The sequence below is a fragment of the Streptomyces sp. NPDC059201 genome, assembly GCF_042754585.1.
Lineage (GTDB): Bacteria > Actinomycetota > Actinomycetes > Streptomycetales > Streptomycetaceae > Streptomyces.
This window is the reverse complement of record NZ_JBHZBB010000008.1, coordinates 212556-234087: the sequence shown is the minus strand read 5'-3', so window position 1 is coordinate 234087 and position 21532 is coordinate 212556. Positions and strand designations below refer to the sequence as shown.

Annotated in this window: 13 protein-coding genes and 1 pseudogene; 11 read left to right on the top strand and 3 right to left on the bottom strand. The window is 74.1% G+C overall.

The features are described from left to right. The first annotated feature begins 148 nt into the window (after positions 1-148). The 5 genes from ACFXMG_RS25490 to gatB all read left to right on the top strand — a co-directional run bounded on the left by ACFXMG_RS25490 (position 149) and on the right by gatB (position 6067). A complete protein-coding gene (locus ACFXMG_RS25490) occupies positions 149-2344 on the top strand; it encodes a putative bifunctional diguanylate cyclase/phosphodiesterase (RefSeq protein ID WP_383828143.1) in 2196 nt (731 codons plus the stop codon). A 163-nt stretch (positions 2345-2507) separates the two neighbouring features. Further along, positions 2508-2804 (top strand): Asp-tRNA(Asn)/Glu-tRNA(Gln) amidotransferase subunit GatC, encoded by a 297-nt coding sequence (gene gatC, locus ACFXMG_RS25485; RefSeq protein WP_030492502.1) that lies wholly within the window; start codon positions 2508-2510, stop codon positions 2802-2804. 2 nt (positions 2805-2806) lie between these two features. Next, positions 2807-4300 carry an Asp-tRNA(Asn)/Glu-tRNA(Gln) amidotransferase subunit GatA gene (gene gatA, locus ACFXMG_RS25480; protein ID WP_383828085.1) on the top strand — a complete coding sequence of 498 codons (1494 nt, stop codon included), beginning with the start codon at positions 2807-2809 and terminating at the stop codon, positions 4298-4300. 5 nt (positions 4301-4305) lie between these two features. Next, positions 4306-4539, top strand: coding sequence for a hypothetical protein (locus ACFXMG_RS25475; RefSeq protein WP_360310704.1), 234 nt, complete (start codon positions 4306-4308; stop codon positions 4537-4539). A gap of 16 nt (positions 4540-4555) precedes the next feature. Then, the gene (gene gatB / locus ACFXMG_RS25470) at positions 4556-6067 is read left to right on the top strand and encodes an Asp-tRNA(Asn)/Glu-tRNA(Gln) amidotransferase subunit GatB (protein WP_383828083.1); all 1512 of its coding nucleotides are present in this window, start codon (positions 4556-4558) and stop codon (positions 6065-6067) included. Between the two features lie 77 nt (positions 6068-6144). Here gatB and ACFXMG_RS25465 read toward each other — a convergent pair whose 3' ends face one another. Continuing rightward, entirely contained in the window at positions 6145-8085 is a 1941-nt protein-coding gene (locus ACFXMG_RS25465; protein ID WP_384338837.1) for a protein kinase, read from the bottom strand. A gap of 353 nt (positions 8086-8438) precedes the next feature. Between ACFXMG_RS25465 and ACFXMG_RS25460 the strand changes: the two genes are divergently transcribed. From ACFXMG_RS25460 to ACFXMG_RS25445, 4 genes are all read left to right on the top strand, one after another. Further along, complete coding sequence (locus ACFXMG_RS25460) at positions 8439-10682, top strand: MMPL family transporter (protein ID WP_383824017.1); 2244 nt, start codon at positions 8439-8441, stop codon at positions 10680-10682. After that, a complete protein-coding gene (locus tag ACFXMG_RS25455; RefSeq protein WP_383824020.1) occupies positions 10660-11217 on the top strand; it encodes a GNAT family N-acetyltransferase in 558 nt (185 codons plus the stop codon). The genes ACFXMG_RS25460 and ACFXMG_RS25455 overlap by 23 nt, the downstream gene beginning before the upstream one ends. Positions 11218-11394: 177 nt before the next feature. Next, positions 11395-11568: a hypothetical protein gene (locus ACFXMG_RS25450; RefSeq protein ID WP_383824022.1), complete on the top strand. Its 174-nt coding sequence runs from the start codon at positions 11395-11397 to the stop codon at positions 11566-11568. A gap of 34 nt (positions 11569-11602) precedes the next feature. Next, positions 11603-14635, top strand: a complete 3033-nt coding sequence (locus tag ACFXMG_RS25445) for an AAA family ATPase (RefSeq protein WP_383824120.1) — start codon at positions 11603-11605, stop codon at positions 14633-14635. 10 nt (positions 14636-14645) lie between these two features. Here ACFXMG_RS25445 and ACFXMG_RS25440 read toward each other — a convergent pair whose 3' ends face one another. Together ACFXMG_RS25440 and ACFXMG_RS25435 are read right to left on the bottom strand one after the other, a co-directional pair. Next, positions 14646-15788: a PQQ-dependent sugar dehydrogenase gene (locus ACFXMG_RS25440; RefSeq protein ID WP_383824025.1), complete on the bottom strand. Its 1143-nt coding sequence runs from the start codon at positions 15786-15788 to the stop codon at positions 14646-14648. A gap of 144 nt (positions 15789-15932) precedes the next feature. Next, positions 15933-16934 (bottom strand): aldo/keto reductase, encoded by a 1002-nt coding sequence (locus tag ACFXMG_RS25435; RefSeq protein WP_383824028.1) that lies wholly within the window; start codon positions 16932-16934, stop codon positions 15933-15935. Positions 16935-17009: 75 nt separating this feature from the next. Here ACFXMG_RS25435 and ACFXMG_RS25430 point away from each other — a divergent pair, with 75 nt between their 5' ends. Then, positions 17010-17972, top strand: coding sequence for a 2-hydroxyacid dehydrogenase (locus ACFXMG_RS25430; protein ID WP_383824031.1), 963 nt, complete (start codon positions 17010-17012; stop codon positions 17970-17972). Positions 17973-18735: 763 nt separating this feature from the next. Beyond that, positions 18736-21487 (top strand): annotated as a pseudogene (locus ACFXMG_RS25425) (putative bifunctional diguanylate cyclase/phosphodiesterase). Positions 21488-21532 lie beyond the last annotated feature (45 nt).

Sequence of the window (21532 nt, the reverse complement as noted above, 5' to 3'; positions counted from 1 at the left end):
AGCGCTGCCCCTCGGCGCCCTCGGCGGCCTAGTGTGGTGACCGTGCGTCTTGTCCCGCACCGCCGCGCGAGGGTTCTGCGCGGCCGTGCGACCGGACGAACGGCCCCGCGCCCCGCGCCCCGCCCCGAAGCCGGCGGGCGCACCAGCGGTGGCCGGACGCCACCCGGGCCGCCTCGCGGCGGCCCATCGGACAGCGACGGCACCGCCGCCTGTGAGAGGGACGGGAATGGAACCGACCGAGAGTGCCGCCCCGGTGCCACGGCCGCGCGGCCGGGTGCTCCCCGCGGGCTTCACCGGCCTGCCCGCCGCCGTGGTGGGCACCGCCGCCGCCGTGCTCGTCACCGGGCTCCAGCGGGCCCTGACGACCGGCCACCCGCTTTTCCCGAGCGGGGTCGCCGGCTGGTCCCTCGCCCTCCTCACCGGCCTCATCGTCGGCCACCTCGTCGCGCTCGGGCGCGAGCGCTGGTGGGGCGGCACCGGCTCCGGCGCCGCCCTCACCCTCGCCGTTCTCCTCCTGTACGGCTGGGTCCCCGCCGGACTCGTCTCGCTCACCGTCGTCGTCCTCGTCAGCGCCGCCCGCCGGCACCGATGGCGGCAGGGCCTGCTGCACGGCGCGGCCGACATCCTCGGCGTCGGCGCCGCCGCCCTCGTCCTCGCCCTCTTCGGCGACGTCCCCAGCGTCGACGACCCCTGGCACCCGCTCGACTGGGGGATCACCGACGTCCCGGAGATCGTCCTCGCCGCCGGCGCCTACCTCCTCGCGACCCGCCTGCTGCTGTGGTACACCCTCGCCCCGCCCGGCCGGGGCCTGCCCACCGTCGCCCGCACCGCCCTGCTCCGGCAGGGGCTCGTCGCCGTCGCCCTGCTCGGCATCGCCCCGCTGATCTGCGTCGTCGCCGCCGCCTTCCCGGTCCTGCTGCCGCTCTTCGCGATCCCGCTGATCGCCCTCGACTCCACGCTCTGGATCGCCCGCGCCCGCGCCGAGGAACAGCTCCGCGACCCGCTCACCGGCCTCCCCAACCGCCAGTGGCTCCTGGAGCGCACCTGGACCGCGCTGGAGGACGCCGAGGGCGAGCGGGCCCGCGCCGCCCTCGTCCTCATCGACCTCGACCGCTTCCGCTCGGTCAACGACACCCTCGGCCACCTCGCCGGCGACCGGCTCCTCCTCCAGATCGCCGACCGGCTCCGCCTCGCCCTGCCCCGCGGCGCCGAGGCCGCCCGGCTCGGCGGCGACGAGTTCGCCGTCCTGCTGCCCGTCGCCGACTCCACGACCAGCGCCCAGCGGGTCGCCCGCCACCTCGTCGCCGAACTCTCCTCCCCGCTCGACCTCGACGGACTCACCCTCGTCCTGGAGGCCAGCGCCGGCGTCGCCGTCTACCCCGACCACGCGGGCGACGCCGAGGGCCTGCTGCGCCGCGCCGACGTCGCCATGTACCAGGCCAAGCGCGACCGCACCGGCGTCGAGGTGTACGAGTCCAAGCGCGACTCCAACACCCCCGACCGCCTCGGCCTCCTGGGCGACCTGCGCCGCGCCCTGGACGCCGGCGAGGTCGAACTCCACTACCAGCCGAAGGTCCGTTTCGACGGCCAGGTCGCCGGTCTCGAAGCCCTCGTCCGCTGGGTCCATCCGGAGCGAGGAAAGGTTCCCCCGGACGAGTTCATCGCCATCGCCGAGTCCTCCGGCCTGATGCCGCACCTCACCGAGTACGTCCTGGAGACCGCCCTCGCCCAGGTCGCCCGCTGGCGCGCCCAGGGCCTGGAGGTGCCCGTCGCGGTCAACGTCTCGCCGCGCGACGTGCACACCCCCGGCTTCGCCGGCGCCGTCGCCGCCCGCCTGGCCCGCCACGGCGTCCCGGCCGGCTCCCTCCAGCTGGAGATAACGGAACACGTCCTCCTCGAGGACCCCCAGCGCGCCGCCGACACGCTCAACGGCCTCACCGGCCACGGCGTGAAGATGTCCCTGGACGACTTCGGCACCGGCTACTCCTCCCTCGTCCACCTGCGCCGCCTCCCGGTCAGCGAGCTGAAGATCGACCGCTCCTTCGTCGCCCGGCTCGCCGTCGACACCGAGGACGCCGAGATCGTCCGCTGCACCGTCGACCTCGCCCACTCCCTCGGCCTCCTCGTCGTCGCCGAGGGCGTCGAGGACGACGAGACCTGGGAGCGGCTGCGGGACCTGGGCTGCGACGCCGTCCAGGGCTGGCTGGTCTCGGCCGCGATGCCGCCCGCCGAGACGACGGCCTGGCTGCGCGCCCGCGGCGAGCACGGCTGGCGCCGGGCCGTCGAGACGGCCGAGGCGCCCGCGATCGAGCTCGACCCGGCCCCCGGACACGTCGTGCAGTGACCCCGGCGGGCCACCGAGACCCCCGAGAACCCCCTGAGCGGACCCTTCGGGGTCCGCTCAGGGGGTTCTCCGGGGCTGTTCAGGGGCGACCGTTTCACGGGCAGTGGTGCCGTCCCCATAGGATTGGCCCCACATCATCAGACTCACCCCAGAGGATCGCTGCATGCCTGGCATCACGCGCGAGGAGGTCGCACACCTCGCTCGGCTGGCGCGTCTGGAACTCGCCGACGAGGAACTCGACCACTTCGCCGGTCAGCTCGACGACATCATCGGCGCGGTCGCCCGCGTCTCCGAGGTCGCCGAGCAGGACGTACCGCCGACCTCCCACCCGCTGCCGCTGACGAACGTCATGCGCGCGGACGAGGTCCGTCCTTCGCTCACCCCCGCGCAGGCGCTCTCCGGCGCCCCCGCCCAGGAACAGCAGCGTTTCAAGGTGCCGCAGATCCTGGGGGAGGACTGACCATGACGGACATCATCAAGCTCACCGCCGCCGAGATCGCCGCGAGGATCGCCTCGGGCGAGCTCACCGCGGTCGAGGTCACCGAGGCCCACCTGGCCCGTATCGACGCCGTCGACGAGAAGGTCCACGCCTTCCTGCACGTCGACCGCGAGGGCGCGCTCGCGCAGGCCCGCGCCGTCGACGAGAAGCGCGCCCGCGGCGAGAAGCTCGGCCCGCTGGCCGGCGTCCCGCTCGCGCTCAAGGACATCTTCACGACCCGGGGCGTGCCCACCACGGTCGGTTCGAAGATGCTCGAGGGCTGGATCCCGCCGTACGACGCGACCCTGGTCAAGCGGCTCAAGGCCGCCGACGTGGTCATCCTCGGCAAGACCAACATGGACGAGTTCGCCATGGGCTCCTCCACCGAGAACAGCGCCTACGGCCCGACCGGCAACCCCTGGGACCTCACCCGGATCCCCGGCGGCTCCGGCGGCGGCTCGTCGGCCGCCCTCGCGGCGTACCAGGCCCCGCTGGCCATCGGCACGGACACCGGCGGTTCCATCCGCCAGCCCGCCGCCGTCACCGGCACGGTCGGCGTCAAGCCGACCTACGGCGCGGTCTCCCGCTACGGCATGGTGGCCTTCTCCTCCTCCCTCGACCAGGGCGGCCCCTGTGCCCGCACGGTCCTGGACGCGGCCCTGCTGCACGAGGCGATCGCCGGCCACGACCCGCTCGACTCCACCTCCGCCGACCTGCCCGTGCCGCCCGTGGTCGAGGCCGCGCGCAACGGCTCGGTGGCCGGGATGCGCGTCGGCGTCGTCAAGCAGTTCCGCGGCGAGGGCTACCAGGCCGGCGTCATGCAGCGCTTCGACGAGTCCGTCGAGCTGCTGAAGGAGCTCGGCGCCGAGATCGTCGAGCTGGACTGCCCCAGCTTCGACCTGGCCCTTTCGGCGTACTACCTGATCGCGCCGTCCGAGTGCTCGTCCAACCTGGCCCGTTTCGACGGTCTGCGGTACGGCCTCCGGGCCGGCGACGACGGCACCCGGTCCGCCGAGGACGTCACCGCCCTGACCCGCGAGGCCGGCTTCGGCCCCGAGGTGAAGCGCCGCATCATCCTCGGCACCTACGCGCTCAGCTCCGGCTACTACGACGCGTGGTTCGGCTCGGCCCAGAAGGTCCGCACCCTCATCACCCGCGAGTTCGAGAAGGCGTTCGAGCAGGTCGACGTGATCGTCTCCCCGACGACCCCGACCACCGCCTTCCCGATCGGCGAGCGCGCCGACGACCCGATGGCGATGTACCTCGCGGACCTGTGCACCATCCCGACCAACCTGGCCGGAAACGCCGCCATGTCGCTGCCCTGCGGCCTGGCGCCGGAGGACGGTCTCCCGGTCGGGTTGCAGATCATCGCCCCCGCCATGCAGGACGACCGGCTCTACAAGGTCGGTGCCGCCGTCGAGGCCGCCTTCGTGGAAAAGTGGGGCCACCCGCTGCTTGAGGAGGCTCCGTCGCTGTGAGTGCCATGGCAAAGAAGGCCAAGAACTTCAAGAAGTCGAAGACCGGCATCTACGTCTCGCTCGCGACCACCGCGTTCGGTGCCGTCAGCGTCGCCAAGCAGGCCAAGCTGGCCCGTAACGACAACGACGTCCTGCGGCTGATCGACTCCGCCGTGTCCGCCGCCGCCATCGTCACCGGCCTCGCGATCCTGTACCGCGAGCTGAAGCGCCTCGGCGACGACGACGTCCTGCTGGGCTGAAGGGGAAAGTTCCACCGTGACTGTCACTGAACTGCTGTCGTACGAGGCGGCGCTCGCCTCGTTCGACCCCGTCATGGGCCTGGAGGTCCATGTCGAGCTCGGCACGCGGACCAAGATGTTCTGCGGCTGCTCGACCGAGCTGGGCGCCGAGCCCAACGCGCAGACCTGCCCGACCTGTCTCGGCCTGCCCGGCGCGCTGCCGGTGGTCAACGAGATCGGCGTCGAGTCCGCGATCAAGATCGGCCTCGCGCTGCACTGCGAGATCGCCGAGTGGTGCCGCTTCGCCCGGAAGAACTACTTCTATCCGGACATGCCGAAGAACTTCCAGACCTCCCAGTACGACGAGCCCATCGCCTTCAACGGCTACCTGGACGTCCAGCTGGAGGACGGCGAGGTCTTCCGCGTGGAGATCGAGCGCGCCCACATGGAGGAGGACACCGGCAAGTCCACCCACATCGGTGGCGCGACCGGCCGCATCCACGGCGCCTCGCACTCGCTGCTCGACTACAACCGGGCCGGCATCCCGCTGATCGAGATCGTCACCAAGCCGATCGTCGGCGCCGGCGAGCGGGCCCCCGAGGTCGCCAAGGCTTACGTGGCCGAGCTGCGCGAGGTCATCCGGTCCCTGGGCGTCTCCGACGCGCGCATGGACAAGGGCCAGATGCGCTGCGACGTCAACCTGTCGCTGATGCCGAAGGGTTCCGAGACCTTCGGCACCCGCTCGGAGACGAAGAACGTGAACTCGCTCCGCTCGGTCGAGCGGGCGGCGCGCTTCGAGATCCAGCGCCACGCGGCGGTCCTGGAGTCCGGCGGCACGATCGTGCAGGAGACCCGTCACTTCCACGAGGACGACGGCTCCACCACCTCGGGCCGCATCAAGGACAACGCCGAGGACTACCGCTACTTCCCGGAGCCGGACCTCGTCCCGATCGCCCCGGCCCGTGAGTGGGTCGAGGAGCTGCGGAAGGGGCTGCCCGAGCTGCCGCGCGTGCGCCGTACCCGGCTGCGCGAGGAGTGGGGCGTCACCGAGGTCGAGATGCAGGCCATCCTCAACGCGGAGGCGGTCGACCCGATCGTCGCCACGATCGAGGCGGGCGCGGACGCGGCCTCGGCCCGCAAGTGGTGGATGGGCGAGCTGGCCCGCAACGCCAACGAGAAGGGCGTCTCCCTGGAGGAGCTGCCCATCACCCCGGCGGACGTGGCCCGGGTCTCGGCCCTGGTGGCCGGCGGCGACCTCAACGACAAGCTGGCGCGCCAGGTCATCGAGGGCGTCCTCGCCGGCGAGGGCGCTCCGGACGAGGTCGTCGAGAAGCGCGGTCTGAAGGTCGTCTCCGACGACGGCGCGCTCGGCGCGGCCGTCGACGAGGCCATCGCGGGCAACGCGGCCATCGCCGACAAGATCCGCGGCGGCAAGGTCGCGGCGGTCGGCGCCCTGGTCGGCGCGGTCATGAAGGCCACCCGTGGCCAGGCCGACGCGGCGAAGGTCAAGGACCTCATCCTGGAGCGGCTGGGCGTCAGCGAGGGCTGATCCCCCGCTCGTGCACGTACGAGAGCGGCCCCGCACCGGGACTCCGGTGCGGGGCCGCTCTCGTCGCCGCGTACGGGCTACCGCTTGAGCACGGGGGCGGCGATGACCACGAGCGCCTCCTGCGAGAAGGAGCAGGTGTCCTCGACGCGGATCCGCAGACGCAGGGCGCCCTTGACCGAGATGCTCTTGACGACCGGCTTGCCGAGCGACACCGCCTGGGCGAAGGGGGCGGGCTGGTCGTCGACCGAGATGGAGATCCGCGCCTCCTCGGTCGGCGAGTCGTCGTCGATGCCGGCGGTGAACTCCAGCGTCTCCCAGGCCCGGCCGAGGTTGAACTCCATGTACGACTCGTCGGAACACCCGGTCACGAAGGCGGAGCCGTAGTCCCTCGCGTTGAGCGTGGCGGAGGAGGTCACGGTGAACCCGTCGAGCCCGTCGACCGGCGTCAGGCTGGTCAGGTCGGCCTGCTTGCTGTCGGGCACGGAACCGGGATCGAGCGACGGGCTGCCGCTCGCGGGCGGCTCGGTGGTCGCCTCCGCCGTCGGCTCCTCCGTGGTCGGCTCCTCGGAGGGCGTCTCGCTGGGCGCCTCGGTGGTCGGCTCCTCGGTGGGGGCGTCGGTGGTCGCCGAGGCCGAGGCGGTGGTGGGGGAGCCGGCCTGGTTGTTCTTGGCGTCCTTGGCGTCGCGGTCCCCGAGCAGCCGGATCCCGACGACGGCGAGGACGGCGACCAGGAGGACACCGGCGACGGCCCCGATCAGCGGCCCCTTGCGGCGCTTGCGCGGCGCGGGCCGCGGCGACCGCTGGGGCCCGGTCGGCCCGCCACCGTGCCCGCCGTGGCCCCCGTAGCCCGGTCCGCCGTACGTCGGCATCCCGGCGCTCGGCGGTCCGTACGGGCCCTGGCCGGCGTCGTAGCCGAGCGGGGCGGCCGGGATCGGGGTGGGCGCCCCGAAACCGGCCGGGGCGGGGGCAGACGCCTCAACGGGTGCGGGCGCGGGAACCGGCGGCTGCGTCGGCGGGGGCGTAGGCGCGGCGTCCTGGGGCGCGGCGGCCGGCGCCTCGGCGGGCGGCTGCGACGGGGGCGCCACCGGCGGTGCGACCGGCAGCGGAGGCACCACGGCGGGGGCGTCGGCCGGGCGGGGCGGGACCGCGTCCTGCGGACCGGCGGGGCGGGAGGTGGTCGTGGTGGACACCACCCCGTGCCGGACCTCCTTGACCCACGACGACAGCAGCAGCGGCCGCTTGTCCGCGTCGGCCGAGGCGATGGCGAGTACGCGCTTGCGCTGCTCCTCCGGCAGCCCGGCGATCTGTGGCACCGTGGCGAACGCGACCGCGAGCTGCTCGGGCGTGGCCGGCGGGGACTGGCCGCTCAGCAGGAAGTAGGCGATGGCCCCGAAGGCGTACCGGTCGGTGGCCGGGGTCCGCTTGCCCTCGAAGATCTCCGGCGCCGCGTAGCCGGGGGTGAACCACACCTCGGCGGTCTGGTGGTCGGCGGTCAGCTTGGAGAGGCCGAAGTCGACGAGGGTCGCCTGACCGTGCTCGTCGACCATCACGTTGCCCGGCGAGAGGTCGCCGTGGACGACGGTCCGGCCGGACGGCGTGGCCTTGCCGGAGTGCAGCCAGTCGAGGACGTCGGCAAGCTGCTCCAGCGTCCGCATGACCTCGCGCCGCTCGGCCGGGGTGGCCAGGGTCCGCTCGGCGCGCCAGTCGCGCAGGTCGAGGCCGTCGACGTGGTTCATGACGAGGACCAGGGCCCGCCCGGTGAGCGTGCCGGACTCGCCGGGCGCGTGGATGGGCGACCCCTGGAAGTGCTCCCGCACCCCGACGACCCCGGGCCGGCTGACGAACCGCAGCAGCTCCGCCTGCTCGTTCCACTTCCGGCTGACCCGCTCGAAGAACTCGGGCGTGATCGTCGTCTTCGAGTCGAGGACCTTCACGACGACCGGCTCGGTCCCACCCGCGAGCTCGATCTCCGCGAGATACAACACCGCCTCACCACCACGCCCGATGGAGCGGAGCAACCGGTAGCGATCCGGCGCGGAGTCAGGTCCGATGTGGTGTGCCGACTTGCTCAACGTTCCCCCAGGGCACAGTGAATGACAGAAGGTCAGCTTGCCGCTCGGGAGGAGGCGTGGTCAACCGAACGACCCGCCCGCGGACCGAACTGGAACGCGTCCGTTTCCGGAGCGTGGCGCGCGGTCCCGGCGCCTGTGCCGCGACGCGTCCGGGTCGCCCGCCGAGCGCTCGACCCGCCGTGCGGTGGTGCCCCGCCGGCGCCTCCGTGATCTGTGAGTATCGACACGAAACGGGCAAACGATCACGTTTGGCTGCGACAGTGGGCCGCGAGCACCGATCCAGGCAGGGAGCACGTTCTTTGGCAGCCATCGCACGGTGGTTCATCAGGCACCGCCTCGTCGCCGTTCTCCTGTGGGTCCTCGCGCTGGTCGGGGTCGGCGGCGCCGCCCTCTTCGCCGGTAGCGCGTACTCCAATGACTACGAGGTGCCCGGCACCGAGTCGGGGCGGGCCACCGCGCTGCTCGACCGCGGGTTCCAGGGGCTCGGCGGCGACACCGACACCATCGTCTGGCACACCGAGCGCGGCAGCGTCCGCGCCGACGCCGTCCAGGACCGCGTCGCGCCGATGCTGGAGAAGGTCTCCGCGCTCCCCGGCGTCGCCGCGGTCACCTCCCCGTACGGGGACGGCGCCGCGCCCGGTCAGGTCAGCGAGGACGGGCACACCGCGTACGCGACCGTCACCTTCCGCGAGCAGGCCGACGACATCCCCGTCTCCCAGGCGCGGGCGCTCGTCGACACCGCGAAGGCCGCCGGGGCCGAAGGGCTCCAGGTGGAGCTCGGCGGCAGCGCCGTCGCCCTCACCGAGGCGCCCGGCGGGCACATCGCCGAGGCCGTCGGCGTGGCCGTCGCCGCCGTCGTCCTCTTCCTCGCCTTCGGCTCCCTCGCCGCCTCCCTGCTGCCCATCGCCACCGCCCTGGTCAGCGTCGGCATCGCCTACTCCGGGATCGTGCTCCTCGGCCACCTGATGACGGTCGCCGACTTCGCCCCCATGCTCGGCATGCTCATCGGCCTCGGCGTCGGCATCGACTACGCGCTCTTCATCGTCACCCGGCACCGCAAGGGCCTGAAACGCGGCCTGGGCGTCGCCGAGGCCGCCGAGACCGCCGTCGCCACCACCGGCAGGGCCGTCGTCTTCGCCGGCGCGACCGTCTGCATCGCCCTCCTCGGCATGCTCATCCTCCGGCTGAGCTTCCTCAACGGCGTCGCCATCGCCGCCTCCCTCACCGTCGTCCTCACCGTCGCCGCCTCCGTCACCCTGCTGCCCGCGCTGCTCTCCCTCATCGGCATGCGCGCCCTCTCCCGGCGCGAGCGGCGGGCGCTCGCCGAGCACGGCCCGCAGCCCGAGCTGCCCACCGGCTTCGCCGCGCGCTGGTCCGCCTTCGTCGAGCGCCACCCCAAGCTCCTCGGGGGCGTCGCCGCCGTCGTCATGGTCGTCCTCGCGCTGCCCACGCTCTCGCTCCACCTCGGCACCTCCGACCAGGGCAACAACCCGGCCTCCGCCACCACCCGGCAGGCGTACGACCTCCTCGCCGACGGTTTCGGCCCCGGCGTCAACGGCCCCCTCACCCTGGTCGCCGGTCTCGACGGCGCCGACGACCGGGTCGCCCTCGACCAGCTCCCGGACGCGCTCTCCGCCGCCAAGGGCGTCTCCTCGGTCTCCCCGGTCACGTACAACGGCTCCGGCGACACCGCCTTCCTCACCGTCGTCCCCGACTCCTCCCCGCAGTCGAAGGCCACCAGCGAGCTCGTCGACCGGCTCCGCCACGACGTGATCCCGGCCGCCGAGGCCGGCACCTCCCTCGACGTCCACGTCGGCGGCATCACCGCCTCGTACGACGACTTCGCCGAGATCATCGTCGGCAAGCTGCCGCTCTTCGTCGGCGTCGTCGTCGCCCTCGGCTGTCTGCTCCTGCTGCTCGCGTTCCGGTCCATCGGCATCCCGCTCAAGGCCGCCGCCATGAACATCGCCGCCGTCGCCGCAGCCTTCGGCATCGTCGTCGCGATCTTCCAGTGGGGCTGGGGCAGCGAACTCCTCGGCCTCGGCAGCTCCGGCCCGATCGAGCCCTTCCTCCCTGTGATCATGGTCTCGGTCCTCTTCGGCCTCTCCATGGACTACCAGGTCTTCCTGGTCAGCCGGATGTACGAGGAGTGGCTGGAGACCGGCGACAACCGGCGGGCGGTCCGGGTCGGCCTCGCCGAGACCAGCCGCGTGATCAACTCCGCCGCGGTCATCATGATCTCGGTCTTCCTCGCCTTCGTCCTCTCCGGCGACCGGGTCATCGCGATGTTCGGCATCGCCCTCGCCGCCGCCGTCGCCCTCGACGCCTTCGTCCTGCGCACCCTCCTCGTCCCCGCCCTCATGCACATGCTCGGCGGAGCCAACTGGTGGCTGCCCCGGAGCCTCGACCGGATCCTGCCCCGGATCAGCATCGAACCGCCGGAGTCCCGGGTCGCCGCGGACGCCCGTGCGAAGATCCCCGGACAGCGCGTGACCGTACCGACCACGGAGGAACACGAGGATGTTCGCGATATCGCTGGGTGACGACGGCGCCGAGCTCAGGCCGCTGGAGCCCTGGCAGGCGGAGGAGTTCCTCGCCCACATGGACCGCGGCCGCGCCTTCGTCGGCGAGCACATCGGCCTCGCCGACGTCGTCCACGACCTCGACTCCGCCCGCGCCTTCCTCCGCGGCTACGCCGAGAAGACCGCGAACGACGCCGGACGCCTCTACGGCATCTGGGCCGACGGCACCCTCGTCGGCGGCGTCATGTTCCGCACCATGGACGTGGCCGCCGGAAACGCCGAGGTCGGCTGCTGGCTGGAGCCCGCCGCCGCCGGCCGGGGCCTGGTCACCCGCGCCTGCCGGACCCTCATCGACTGGGCCGTCGAGCGGCGCGGGATCCACCGCGTCGAATGGTTCGCCTCCACGAGGAACGCGCCCAGCATCGCCGTCGCCCGCCGCCTCGGCATGACCAGGGAAGGCGTCCTCCGCGAGAACTACACCCACCGCGGCACCCGCACCGACACCGAGATCTGGGCCGTCCTCGCCCCCGAATGGCGCGCCGCGAAACCCGCCTAGGCCCCCGCCCACCCCGTACGCACCACCCCCGGGCGCCCTAAGGCACCCCCGGGCCCTCCCTAAGGCCCCCCGCACCCCGAACATGCGGCACTCGCCCGATGCCCCGGCACCGGCTGGGCGGGGAAGGTAGAGGCATCGCAAGGAGCGATACCGACACCACCGCCCAGGGAGCACCCCATGTTCGCGTACGAACTCCACCGCACCGCCCACGCCGAGCTGGTCCGCGAGGCCGCCGCCCAGCGCCTCGGCCGCGAGGCCGCCCGCGCCGCCAAGGCCGCCCGCCGGGCCGGACGCCAGGAACCGGAGGGGCGGGTGAGCGCCGGCAAGGACCACTACGCCACGGTCGCGTGACCCCCGTATGAACGACCCGCGGGGCGCCTGTGCGATGCTCGGCGCCGTGGAGACCAGGTCCGTCAGTCCCGTCTTCGTCGGCCGCGCCGGCGAACTCACCGCCCTCACCGAGGCGCTCTCCCGCGCGACCGCGGGAGAGCCCCAGGCGCTGCTCGTCGCCGGTGAGGCCGGTGTCGGCAAGACCCGGCTCATCGAGGAGTTCCGCGACGCGGCCTGCGCCACCGGGGCCGTCGTCGCCCTCGGCGGCTGCGTGGAGCTCGGCGCCGACGGACTCCCCTTCGCCCCCTTCTCCGCCGCCCTGCGCACCCTCCGCCGCCGCCTCCCCGACGAGCTGACCGCCGCCGCCGACGGGCACGAGAGCGAGCTCGCCCGCCTCCTCCCCGAACTCGGCGAACCCGGCGGCCCCGACGCCGGGGACGAGGACGCCACCGCCCGCCTCTTCGAGCTCACCGTCCGCCTCCTGGAGCGGCTCGCCGCCGACCGCACCCTCGTCCTCGTCCTCGAGGACCTCCACTGGGCCGACACCTCCACCCGCCACCTCCTCACCTACCTGCTGCGCACCCTGCGCCGCGGCCGGATCGTGGTCGTCGCCACCTACCGCGCCGACGACATCCACCGCCGCCACCCGCTGCGCCCCCTCCTCGCCGAACTCGACCGGATGCGCACCATCCGCCGCATCGAGCTCTCCCGCTTCACCCGCACCGAGGTGCACCGCCAGCTCACCGGCATCCTGGCCGCCGAGCCCGCCCCCGGCCTCGTCGACGAGATCTTCGACCGCTCCGACGGCAACGCCTTCTTCGTCGAGGAACTCGTCGCCTCCCGCTCCTGCGGCGACGGCACCGGCCCGCTCAGCGACTCCCTCCGCGACCTGCTCCTGGTCCGCGTCGAGGCCCTCCCCGAGGACAGCCAGCGCGTCGCCCGGATCGTCGCCGAGGGCGGCTCCACCGTCGAGTACGGCCTCCTCGCCGCCGTCTCCCGCCTCTCCGAGGACGACCTCATCGAGGCCCTGCGCGCCGCCGTCGGCGCCAACATCCTCCTCGCCGTCCCCGACGGCGACGGCTACCGCTTCCGCCACTCCCTCGTCCGCGAGGCCGTCAGCGACGACCTGCTGCCCGGCGAACGCTCCCGCCTCAACCGCCGCTACGCCGAGGCCCTGGAAGCCGACCCCGGCCTGGTCCGCCCCGACGAGCGGGCCACCCGCCTCGCCACGTACTGGTACCACGCCCACGACCCGGCCAAGGCCCTCCCCGCCGTCCTCGACGCCTCCGTCGCCACCCGCAAGCGCCACGCCTACGCCGAACAGCTCCGCCTCCTCGAACGGGCCATGGAACTCTGGGACGAGGCCCCCGCCGACGTCCGCGCCGGACTGCGCCCCATCGACTACGCCGACTCCTACCCGGCCTGCGGCTGCGACCCCGAGACCACCCCGCTGCGCCAGCTCGACCTGCTCGCCGAGGCCGCCGTCGCCGCCCGCCTCTGCGGCGAACGCGAACGCGCCGTCAAGATCGGCAAGATGGCGCTCCGCCTTCTCGACGGCGACGACGAGCACGACCCCCTGCGCGCCGCCTGGTTCTGGACCGAGCAGGGCCGGCTCCAGTCCAACCTCGGCCGCGGCGACGGCTGGGCCGAGATCTCCCGAGCCCAGGAACTCGTCAAGGGCCTGCCGCCCTCCGCCGTCCACGCCACCGTCCTCGCCGGAGCCGCCGGCTGGGGCATGCTCCGCAACCCCGGCCCCGACTCCCTCGCCGCCGCCGAACGCGCCGTCGAGTACGCCCGCCTGGTCGAGGCCGAGGGGACCGAACTCAACGCCCGGCTCACCCTCGGCACCATCATGGTCGCCGCCGGCGACCGCGAGGCCGGTCTCGCCGAGATGCACGCGGTCCGTGAACGGACCACCGCTCTCGGGCAGTTCCACGAGGCGGCACGCGCCCACATCAACATCGTCTCCGCCCTGGAGTCCCTCGGCCGCTCCGCCGAGGCCGTGGCGCTCTCCGACGCCGGCCTCGAACTCACCCGCACCCGCGGCCTGGTCGAGTCCGCCGGCTGGATCCGCGGCAACAAGGCCGAGTCCCTCCACTCCCTCGGCCGCTGGGACGAGGCCCGCGCCGAGGCCGAACGCCTCCTCTCCTCCGCCACCAGCGCCAAGCCCCGCGGCTCCGCCCACCTCCGGCTCGCCCAGATCGCCGTCGCCCGCGGCGAGACCGCCACCGCCGCCCGCCACCTCGACGACGCCCGCGCCGTCTACGGCACCCGCGACCCCATCCCGCAGTACACCCTCCCCCTGACCGGCATCGCCACCGCCGCGGCCGCCGCCGAGGGACGCCTGGCCGACGTCCGCGCCCGCCTCGCGGCCGCCGCCGACGCCGGATTCCCGCCCGGCACCCACCGCTACGGCTGGCCCCTCGTCCTCGCCGCCGTCACCGCCGAGGCCGACAGCCGCGGCCTGCCCGCCGCCGAGGAGGGCCGCGCCGAGGCGCTCGCCGTCATCCGGCGCTGCGTCCGCGCCCTCGCCGCCCCCGCCCCGGTCTGGGCCGCCCACTCGACCCAGGTCGCCGAGGAACTCGCCCGCGCCGAGGGCCGCGAGACCTCCGCCCGCTGGGCCGAGGCCGTCGAGGCGTGGACCCCGCTCGACCAGCCCTACCCGCTGGCCCGCGCCCGCCACCGGCTCGCCGACGTCCTCCTCACCGAGGGCGGCCGGCGCGAGGAGGCCACGGCCCTGCTCCGGCAGGCCCACGCCACCGCCGTCGCCCTCGGCGCCCGCCCGCTCCGCGAGGACGTCGAACTCCTCGCCGCCCGCGCCCGCATCCCCCTCACCGCCGACCCCGCCCCCGGCACCCCGGAGATGGAGCCCGAGGCCGACGCCTTCGGCCTGACCCCCCGCGAACAGGACGTCCTGCGCCTGGTCGCGGCCGGCCGCACCAACCGGCAGATCGCCGAGGAGCTGTTCATCTCACCGAAGACGGCCAGCGTCCACGTCTCCAACATCCTCGCCAAACTCGGCGTCTCCGGCCGAGGCGAAGCCGCCGCCCTGGCCCACCGCCTCCACCTGATCGACACCCCCCGCTGACCCCGGGCCGTCATCTCACGTCGAGCCGCAGGATCCGGTCGTCCCCCGCCTCGGGGGTGCCCCGGGAGTCGGTCTCGCTCGTCACCAGCCACAGCCGCCCGGCCCCGTCCGCGAGGACCGTGCGCAGGCGCCCGTACTCGCCGCTCAGGAACGCCTCCGGCTCGCCGGAGAGCTCCGGGCCCGAGAGCGGGATCCGCCACAGGCGCTCGCCCCGCAGGCCCGCCATCCACACCGCGCCCCGCGCGTAGGCGATGCCGCTCGGCGACGCCTCCGAGGTCGGCCACTGCGCCACCGGGTCCACGAACCCCGCCTTCCCGGCCTTGCCCTCGACCTCCGGCCAGCCGTAGTTCCGCCCCGGCTCGACCAGGTTCAGCTCGTCCCACTCGTTCTGCCCGAACTCGGCCGCCCACAGGCGCCCTTCGGCGTCCCAGGCGATCCCCTGCACGTTCCGGTGCCCGTACGAATAGACCACCGAGCCCTCGAAGGGATTGCCCGGCGCCGGCTTCCCCTCCGGCGTCATCCGCAGGATTTTCCCGCCCAGCGACCCCTTGTCCTGCGCGAGCCCCGTCTCGCCCCTCTCGCCCGTCCCGGCGTACAGCATCCCGTCCGGTCCGAAGGCGATCCGCCCGCCGTTGTGGACCGTGCCCTTGGGGATGCCCGTGAGCACCGGCCGCGGTGCCCCCAGCCGGTCGCCGTCCCCGCCGCCGTACCGCATCCGCACGATCCGGTTGTCCGACTCGGCGGTCAGGTACGCGTACACCCACCCGTCGCGCACGGCCAGGCCCATCAGCCCGCCCTCGCCGCCCGGCACCACGCCCGGCACCTCGCCCAGCGAGGTCTTCGCCCCGGTCCGCCCGTCCACCCGGGTGACCGTCCGCTCGTCCCGCGAGGACACCAGCAGATCGCCGCCCGGCAGCGCGGCGAGCCCCCAGGGCGAGCGCAGCCCCTCGGTGAGCGTCCCCGCCACCGCCACCCGTCCCTCCCCGGCAGGATCCGGAGGCGCGGGCGAGCCCGGCGCGGACGCCCCGGGCGCCGACGAGCCGGGCGGTGGCGAGGTGCCCTGGCCCCCGGTGTCACCGCCCGAGGAACAGCCCGCCGCGAAGACCAGCGCGGCGGCGCACCCCAGGGCTTTCAGAACAACAGGACGGCTCATGATCCGGTCCCTCCGACGGTACGAGCGTTCGAGCGGCATCCCTTCCACTCTTGATACACCGCTCGCCCCGATCACGTTCCCGCCTCCGGCGCCTTTTCTCGATCTCTCTTACCCCGCCCGAGGAAACCGCAGGTCAGAGGCGTGTCAGTCCCAGGACTCGCGCGGCGCGGGCAGCGTCGCGAGCTCCGCCAGGTCGCCGGCCGTGAGCCGCAGCCCGGCCGCTCCGGCGTTCTCCAGCGCCCACCGCTCCCGCTTCGTCCCCGGCACCGGCACCACGTGCCGCCCCTGGGCGAGCACCCACGCCAGCGCCACCTGCGCCGCGGTCACCCCGTCGCCGTGGCGCGCGGCCACCCGCCGCAGCCCGGCCACCAGCGGCTGGTTCGCCGCCATCATCTCGGCGGTGAAGCGCGGGTGCCGGGCCCGCGGGTCGTCCGCCTCGAAGCCGCCGCCGGGCGTCAGCGTCCCGGTCAGGAAACCGCTGCCCAGCGGCATCGCCGCGAGCAGCCCGACGCCGCGCGCCACGCACCAGGGCAGCAGCCGCGCCAGCGCCTCCGGGGCCCACACCGACAGCTCGGCCTGCACCGCCGCCACCGGGAACACCTGCTGCACCCGCGACAACTGACGGATCGTTCCCTCGTACAGATCGCCCGTCCGCGAACGCCGGGTCCGCCGCACCCCGACGGCGCTCAGCCCGAGCGCCCGGACCTTGCCCGCGGCCACCAGCCCCGCCATCGCGCCCCACGTCTCCTCCACCGGGACCTCCGGGTCCGCGCGATGGAGGAGGTACAGGTCGAGGACGTCCGTCTGGAGGCGCCGCAGCGAGGCGTCGCAGGCCCTCCGCACGTACTCCGGGCGCCCGTTGGTGACCACGTGCCCGTCGCCGACGAGCAGCCCGCACTTCGTCGACACGAAGACGTCCGCCCGGCGCTCCTTCAGCACCCGCCCCAGCAGCAGTTCATTGGTGAACGGCCCGTACATGTCGGCGGTGTCGAGCAGGCTCACCCCGGCGTCGAGCGCCGCGTGCACGGCCCGCAGCGAGAGGGATCCCCGCTGTTCCGAGCGGCTGTAGGCCCAGCTCATCGGCATGCAGCCGAGGCCGATGGCCCCCACGTCGAGCGCCGTCGCCCCGATAGTCCTGCGCTCCACGTGCCGCTACCCCTCCTTGTGCCGCCCCCCAAAGTAACCAATGGCGTCCGGGATTCTTCGCATAGCCTCCCGGTCATGACACTCGCACCCACCACCGCTGACGTGTGGCTTCCGATCCCCGCCGACGAGATCGACGGGCTGCCCGACCCGGGCGCGTCGGGACTGAACTACCGTTTCTGGGACGGCGGAGCCGACTTCCCGGCCGATCCCGCCGACTGCGGCTTCTACGTCGTCCCGTACATGAAGGGCTCCGAGATCGCGGTCCGGCCGCTCGCCGCGATGACCTCGGTGCGCGTCGTCCAGACCCTCTCGGCCGGCATCGACCACGTCGTCCCCGGGCTCGGCGCGCTCGGCCCCGGCGTCTCGGTCTGCAACGCCAAGGGCGTCCACGAGGCCAGCACCGCCGAACTCACCCTCGCCCTCGTCCTGGCCTCCCTGCGCGGCATCCCGGGCTTCGTGCGCGGCCAGGACGCCGAGGAGTGGCGGGACGGCTTCTACCCGGCGCTCGCCGACAAGTCCGTCCTGATCGTCGGATACGGATCCATCGGCTCGGCGATCGAGGACCGGCTCGCACCCTTCGAGTGCGCGCGGGTGGCGCGCGTCGCACGCTCCGCGCGCACCACGCCCCGCGGCCCCGTGCACGCCCTGGCCGAGCTGCCCGCCCTGCTCCCCGAGGCCGACGTGGTGATCCTCTCCACTCCGCTCACGCCGGGGACCCGGCACCTGGCCGACGCGGGGTTCCTCGCCCGCATGAAGGACGGGGCGCTGCTCGTCAACGTCGCCCGGGGTCCGGTCGTCGACACGAACGCCCTGCTCAAGGAGGTCGAGAGCGGTCGGATCACGGCGGCGCTCGACGTGACCGACCCGGAACCGCTGCCGTCCGGGCACCCGCTGTGGCACGCTCCCGGTGTGCTGCTCACGCCCCATGTCGGGGGTTCCACTTCGGCGTTCATGCCGAGGGCGAAGCGGCTGATCGCGGGGCAGGTGGGACGGTTCGCGGCGGGGGAGGAGCTCGCGAACGTCCTCCGCACCACCTGAGGCCCGTCCGGCCGTGTGCGCCCCCGTCGCGCGCCGCCCGCAAGCCCCCTGACCGTCACGGAGAGTACTGCGACCCTGTCCCTGAGTGACGGTCCTGGTGTATCGTCCCGGATCGGGGGACTGCGTCGTGTACGGGCTGACGCTGGGGAGCGAAGTGACGGGTCATCAGATTCCGAGGGGGGTGACGGGTGATGCACGGCCGACGGACCGACGGTCCGGCGCGGCGACGCCGCCGCCGGAGCATCTCCCGCGCCTCGCTGCCGGTCTCGCGCGGTCGGTGCCGGACCAGGCCGCGCCGCACCGCGCGGAGTGCCTGGACGGCACAGCGCCGCCCACCGACACCACGGCCCTACCCCGCGCCTCGGAGCCAGGCACCGACCGCGGTACCGCCCGCGGCGCCGAGTCGCCGCGGGCGGCCGGTGCGGTCCCGTCCCGGCGGCCCCGTGTGCCCGTCCCGGAGCCGTACGGCCGCCCCTCAGGCGTGCGCGGCGCGGCTCCCGCACGCCCCGGGGCCGACGCGCCGGCACCTCTTCCCGCTCCCCCCGCTCCCGCTCCCCTCGGTCCGCACGCCTTCGGTGGGGCGGACGGTGAGGGCGGGGGGTTCGGGCACGACGAGGGGCGGGAGGACACGGTGAGCGGCACCGGCGCGACCGCGGTGCTGCGGCGCGGGCCCGCACCGGCAGGCCCCGGCCTCCCCGGACCCGAGCGATCCGCGCCCGGCTCGGACCGGCCGGCCTCCTGGGCCGGCTCGCTCCTCGCGCAGATCGCCCTCGCCCTCGTCTGCGCCGGCTACACCACCGGCGCCGCCCTCGGCTGGGGCTCCCCCCGGCTCGCCCTGTTCATGGGGGACTTCGGCCTGAGCGCCGCCGCCTTCACCGCCGCCGTCTCCTGCTTCCTGCACGCCAGGACCGAGTACGGCGGCACCCGCCCCGCCTGGCTCCTCTTCGCCTTCTCGTCCTTCATGGCCGGCGCGGGGAACGCTGTCTGGGGCTGGTACGAGGTCGTGCTCGGGCAGGAGGTCCCGGAGTCCTCGGTCGCCGACCTGTTCTTCTTACTCTTCGCCCCGCCCGCCATCGTCGGCCTGCTCGTCCTCGCCAAGAAGCCCGTCACCCGGGCGGGGTGGGTCTGCCTCGGGCTCGACGCCTGGCTGATCGCCGGGTCCCTGCTGACCCTCACCTGGAGCCTGGCGCTCGCCCACACCACCCATTTCCAGGCAGAGTCCGTGGCGCAGGCCGCGCTCTCGCTCGCGTACCCCCTGCTCGACATCGTGCTCGTGAGCATGGTCCTCGCGCTCCACTTCCGCCGCTCCCAGGCCAACCGCTCCGCGGTCAACACCGCCATCGCCGCCCTCGCCCTCACCGTGCTCTGCGACGCCCTCTTCACCTCGCCCCTGCTGCGCGCCAACTACGTCTCGGGCCAGCTGCTCGACGCCGGCTGGTTCGCCGGCTCCCTGCTGCTCGCGTACGCCCCCTGGGGCGTCCACCGCCCGCCGGAGGTGGCCACGGCCGGCGGCCCCGGGCTGCCCGGCAGGCCCATCGCCGGCTCGCTCGCCGCCCTCACCCCGTACCTCGCCGCCGCCGTCTGCACCCTCGGCATCCTGTACAACGTGGTCGAGGGCCGCCGGGTCGACCGCGTCGTCGTCCTCACCGGCTGCGGCGTCGTCCTCGCCCTCGTCGTCCGCCAGGGCATCATGCTGATCGACAACATCGCCCTCACCCACGAACTGGCCCAGAAGGAGAACCACTTCAGGTCGCTCGTGCAGGGCTCCAGCGACGTCATCATGATCGCCGCGCCCAGCGGCGTCCTGCGGTACGTCAGTCCCGCCGCCACCGGCGTGTACGGCCGCGACGCCGAGGAGCTGATCGGCTCCGAACTGGCCGCGCTCATCCACCCCGAGGACCTCGGCGCCGTCGTCCACGAGGTGCGCCGCTTCCTCGCCGCCTCGCCCGCCGAGGAGCCCACCACCCGCATCGAGTGCCGCTTCCGCTCCGGCACCGGGGCCTGGCTCAACGTCGAGTCCACCGTCAACCGGCACCAGGGCGGCCTGATCTTCAACAGCCGCGACGTGACCGAACGGGTCCGGCTCCAGGCCCAGTTGCAGCACAACGCCGAGCACGACCCGCTCACCGACCTGCCCAACCGCGCGCTCTTCACCCGCCGCGTCGGACAGGCCCTCGGCGGCCGCCGCTCCTCCGACCTGGGCACCGCCGTGCTCTTCATCGACCTCGACGGCTTCAAGGCGGTCAACGACCGGCTCGGCCACCAGGCCGGGGACGACCTCCTGATCCAGGCCGCCCGCCGCCTCCAGGAGGCCGTACGGGCCGGGGACACCGCCGCCCGGCTCGGCGGCGACGAGTTCGCCGCCCTCATCCTCGGCGACGGCCTGCACGACCGCGCCGCCCGCGAGGCCCAGGTCCAGGAGATCGCCGACCGGCTCCGGCTCACCCTCTCCCGCCCCTACCGCGTCGACGGCGGCAGCGAGGTCCGGGTCGCCGCCTCCATCGGTGTCGCCTTCGCCGAGCCCGGCATCGGCGCCGGCGACCTCCTGCGCAACGCCGACCTCGCCATGTACCGCGCCAAGGCCGGCGGCAAGGACCGCGTCGAGCTGTACGTGCCCCAGATGCAGGCCGAGGTGGTCCGGCGCACCGAGCTCGCCGCGCGGCTGCGCAGCGCGCTCCACGACGGCGAGTTCGCCCTCCTCCACCAGCCGGTGGTGGACCTGGCCACCGGCCGGGTCTCCGGCGTCAGCGCGCAGGCCCGCTGGCGCTCCGCCCAGGGCATCCTCTTCACCCCCGCGGAGTACCTGCGGGTCACCGACGACGGCGAGCGCACCGCCGAGCTGGGCCGCTGGCTCCTGGAGCAGGCCGTCGAGCAGGCCGCCGAGCGGGCCGGCAGCGGCCACCGCACCCCGGTCTCCGTGCGGCTCTCCGCCCGCCGCCTCCTCGACCGCTCGATGCCCCTCGGCTCCGTCGAGGGGCTGCTGGCCCGCCACGGGCTGCCGTCCGGCTCGCTCGTCGTCGAGCTGGCCGACACCGACCACAGGACCCCCCTGGACGAGCTGGAGCAGCGCCTGGTCGCCCTGCGCCGGCTCGGCGTGCGGATCGCCCTCGACGGCTTCGGCAGCGGACACGTCGCCGTCCACGCCCTCAGACGCCTCCCGGTCGACATACTGAAACTGGACAGGGCACTCGTCGAAGGCGTGGTCGAATCCGCCCGGCTCCGGAAGATCACCAGTGGGGTGCTCCGCATCGCCGGCGAGCTGGGCATGCAGACCGTCGCCGACGGCGTGGACGTCCCCGAGCAGGTGCTGGCCCTGCGCGCCATGGGCTGCCGCCACGCACAGGGCATGGCGTTCTCGGGCCCGCTCGACGAGTACCGGCTCCGCCGGGCCCTCGTCCGGGGCGCGTACCCGCTGCCCGGAACCGTCTCCGTACCGGCCGGGACGGGCCGGGAGACACGGCGGAATCCGTCCCCCGATCAGCTCACATGATGAGACGCGCGTCCCACCCACTTGACAGTGGTGTGGCCCGGGAGGGAGGGTCAGTGCCATGCGCACCCGA

Coding starts and splice junctions, on each gene's coding strand:
- gatC (WP_030492502.1), top strand. CDS start 2,508: ATGCCTGGCATCACGCGCGAGGAGGTCGCACACCTCGCTCGGCTGGCG.
- gatA (WP_383828085.1), top strand. CDS start 2,807: ATGACGGACATCATCAAGCTCACCGCCGCCGAGATCGCCGCGAGGATC.
- ACFXMG_RS25475 (WP_360310704.1), top strand. CDS start 4,306: ATGGCAAAGAAGGCCAAGAACTTCAAGAAGTCGAAGACCGGCATCTAC.
- ACFXMG_RS25455 (WP_383824020.1), top strand. CDS start 10,660: ATGTTCGCGATATCGCTGGGTGACGACGGCGCCGAGCTCAGGCCGCTG.
- ACFXMG_RS25450 (WP_383824022.1), top strand. CDS start 11,395: ATGTTCGCGTACGAACTCCACCGCACCGCCCACGCCGAGCTGGTCCGC.
- ACFXMG_RS25445 (WP_383824120.1), top strand. CDS start 11,603: ATGCTCGGCGCCGTGGAGACCAGGTCCGTCAGTCCCGTCTTCGTCGGC.
- ACFXMG_RS25440 (WP_383824025.1), bottom strand. CDS start 15,788: ATGAGCCGTCCTGTTGTTCTGAAAGCCCTGGGGTGCGCCGCCGCGCTG.
- ACFXMG_RS25430 (WP_383824031.1), top strand. CDS start 17,010: ATGACACTCGCACCCACCACCGCTGACGTGTGGCTTCCGATCCCCGCC.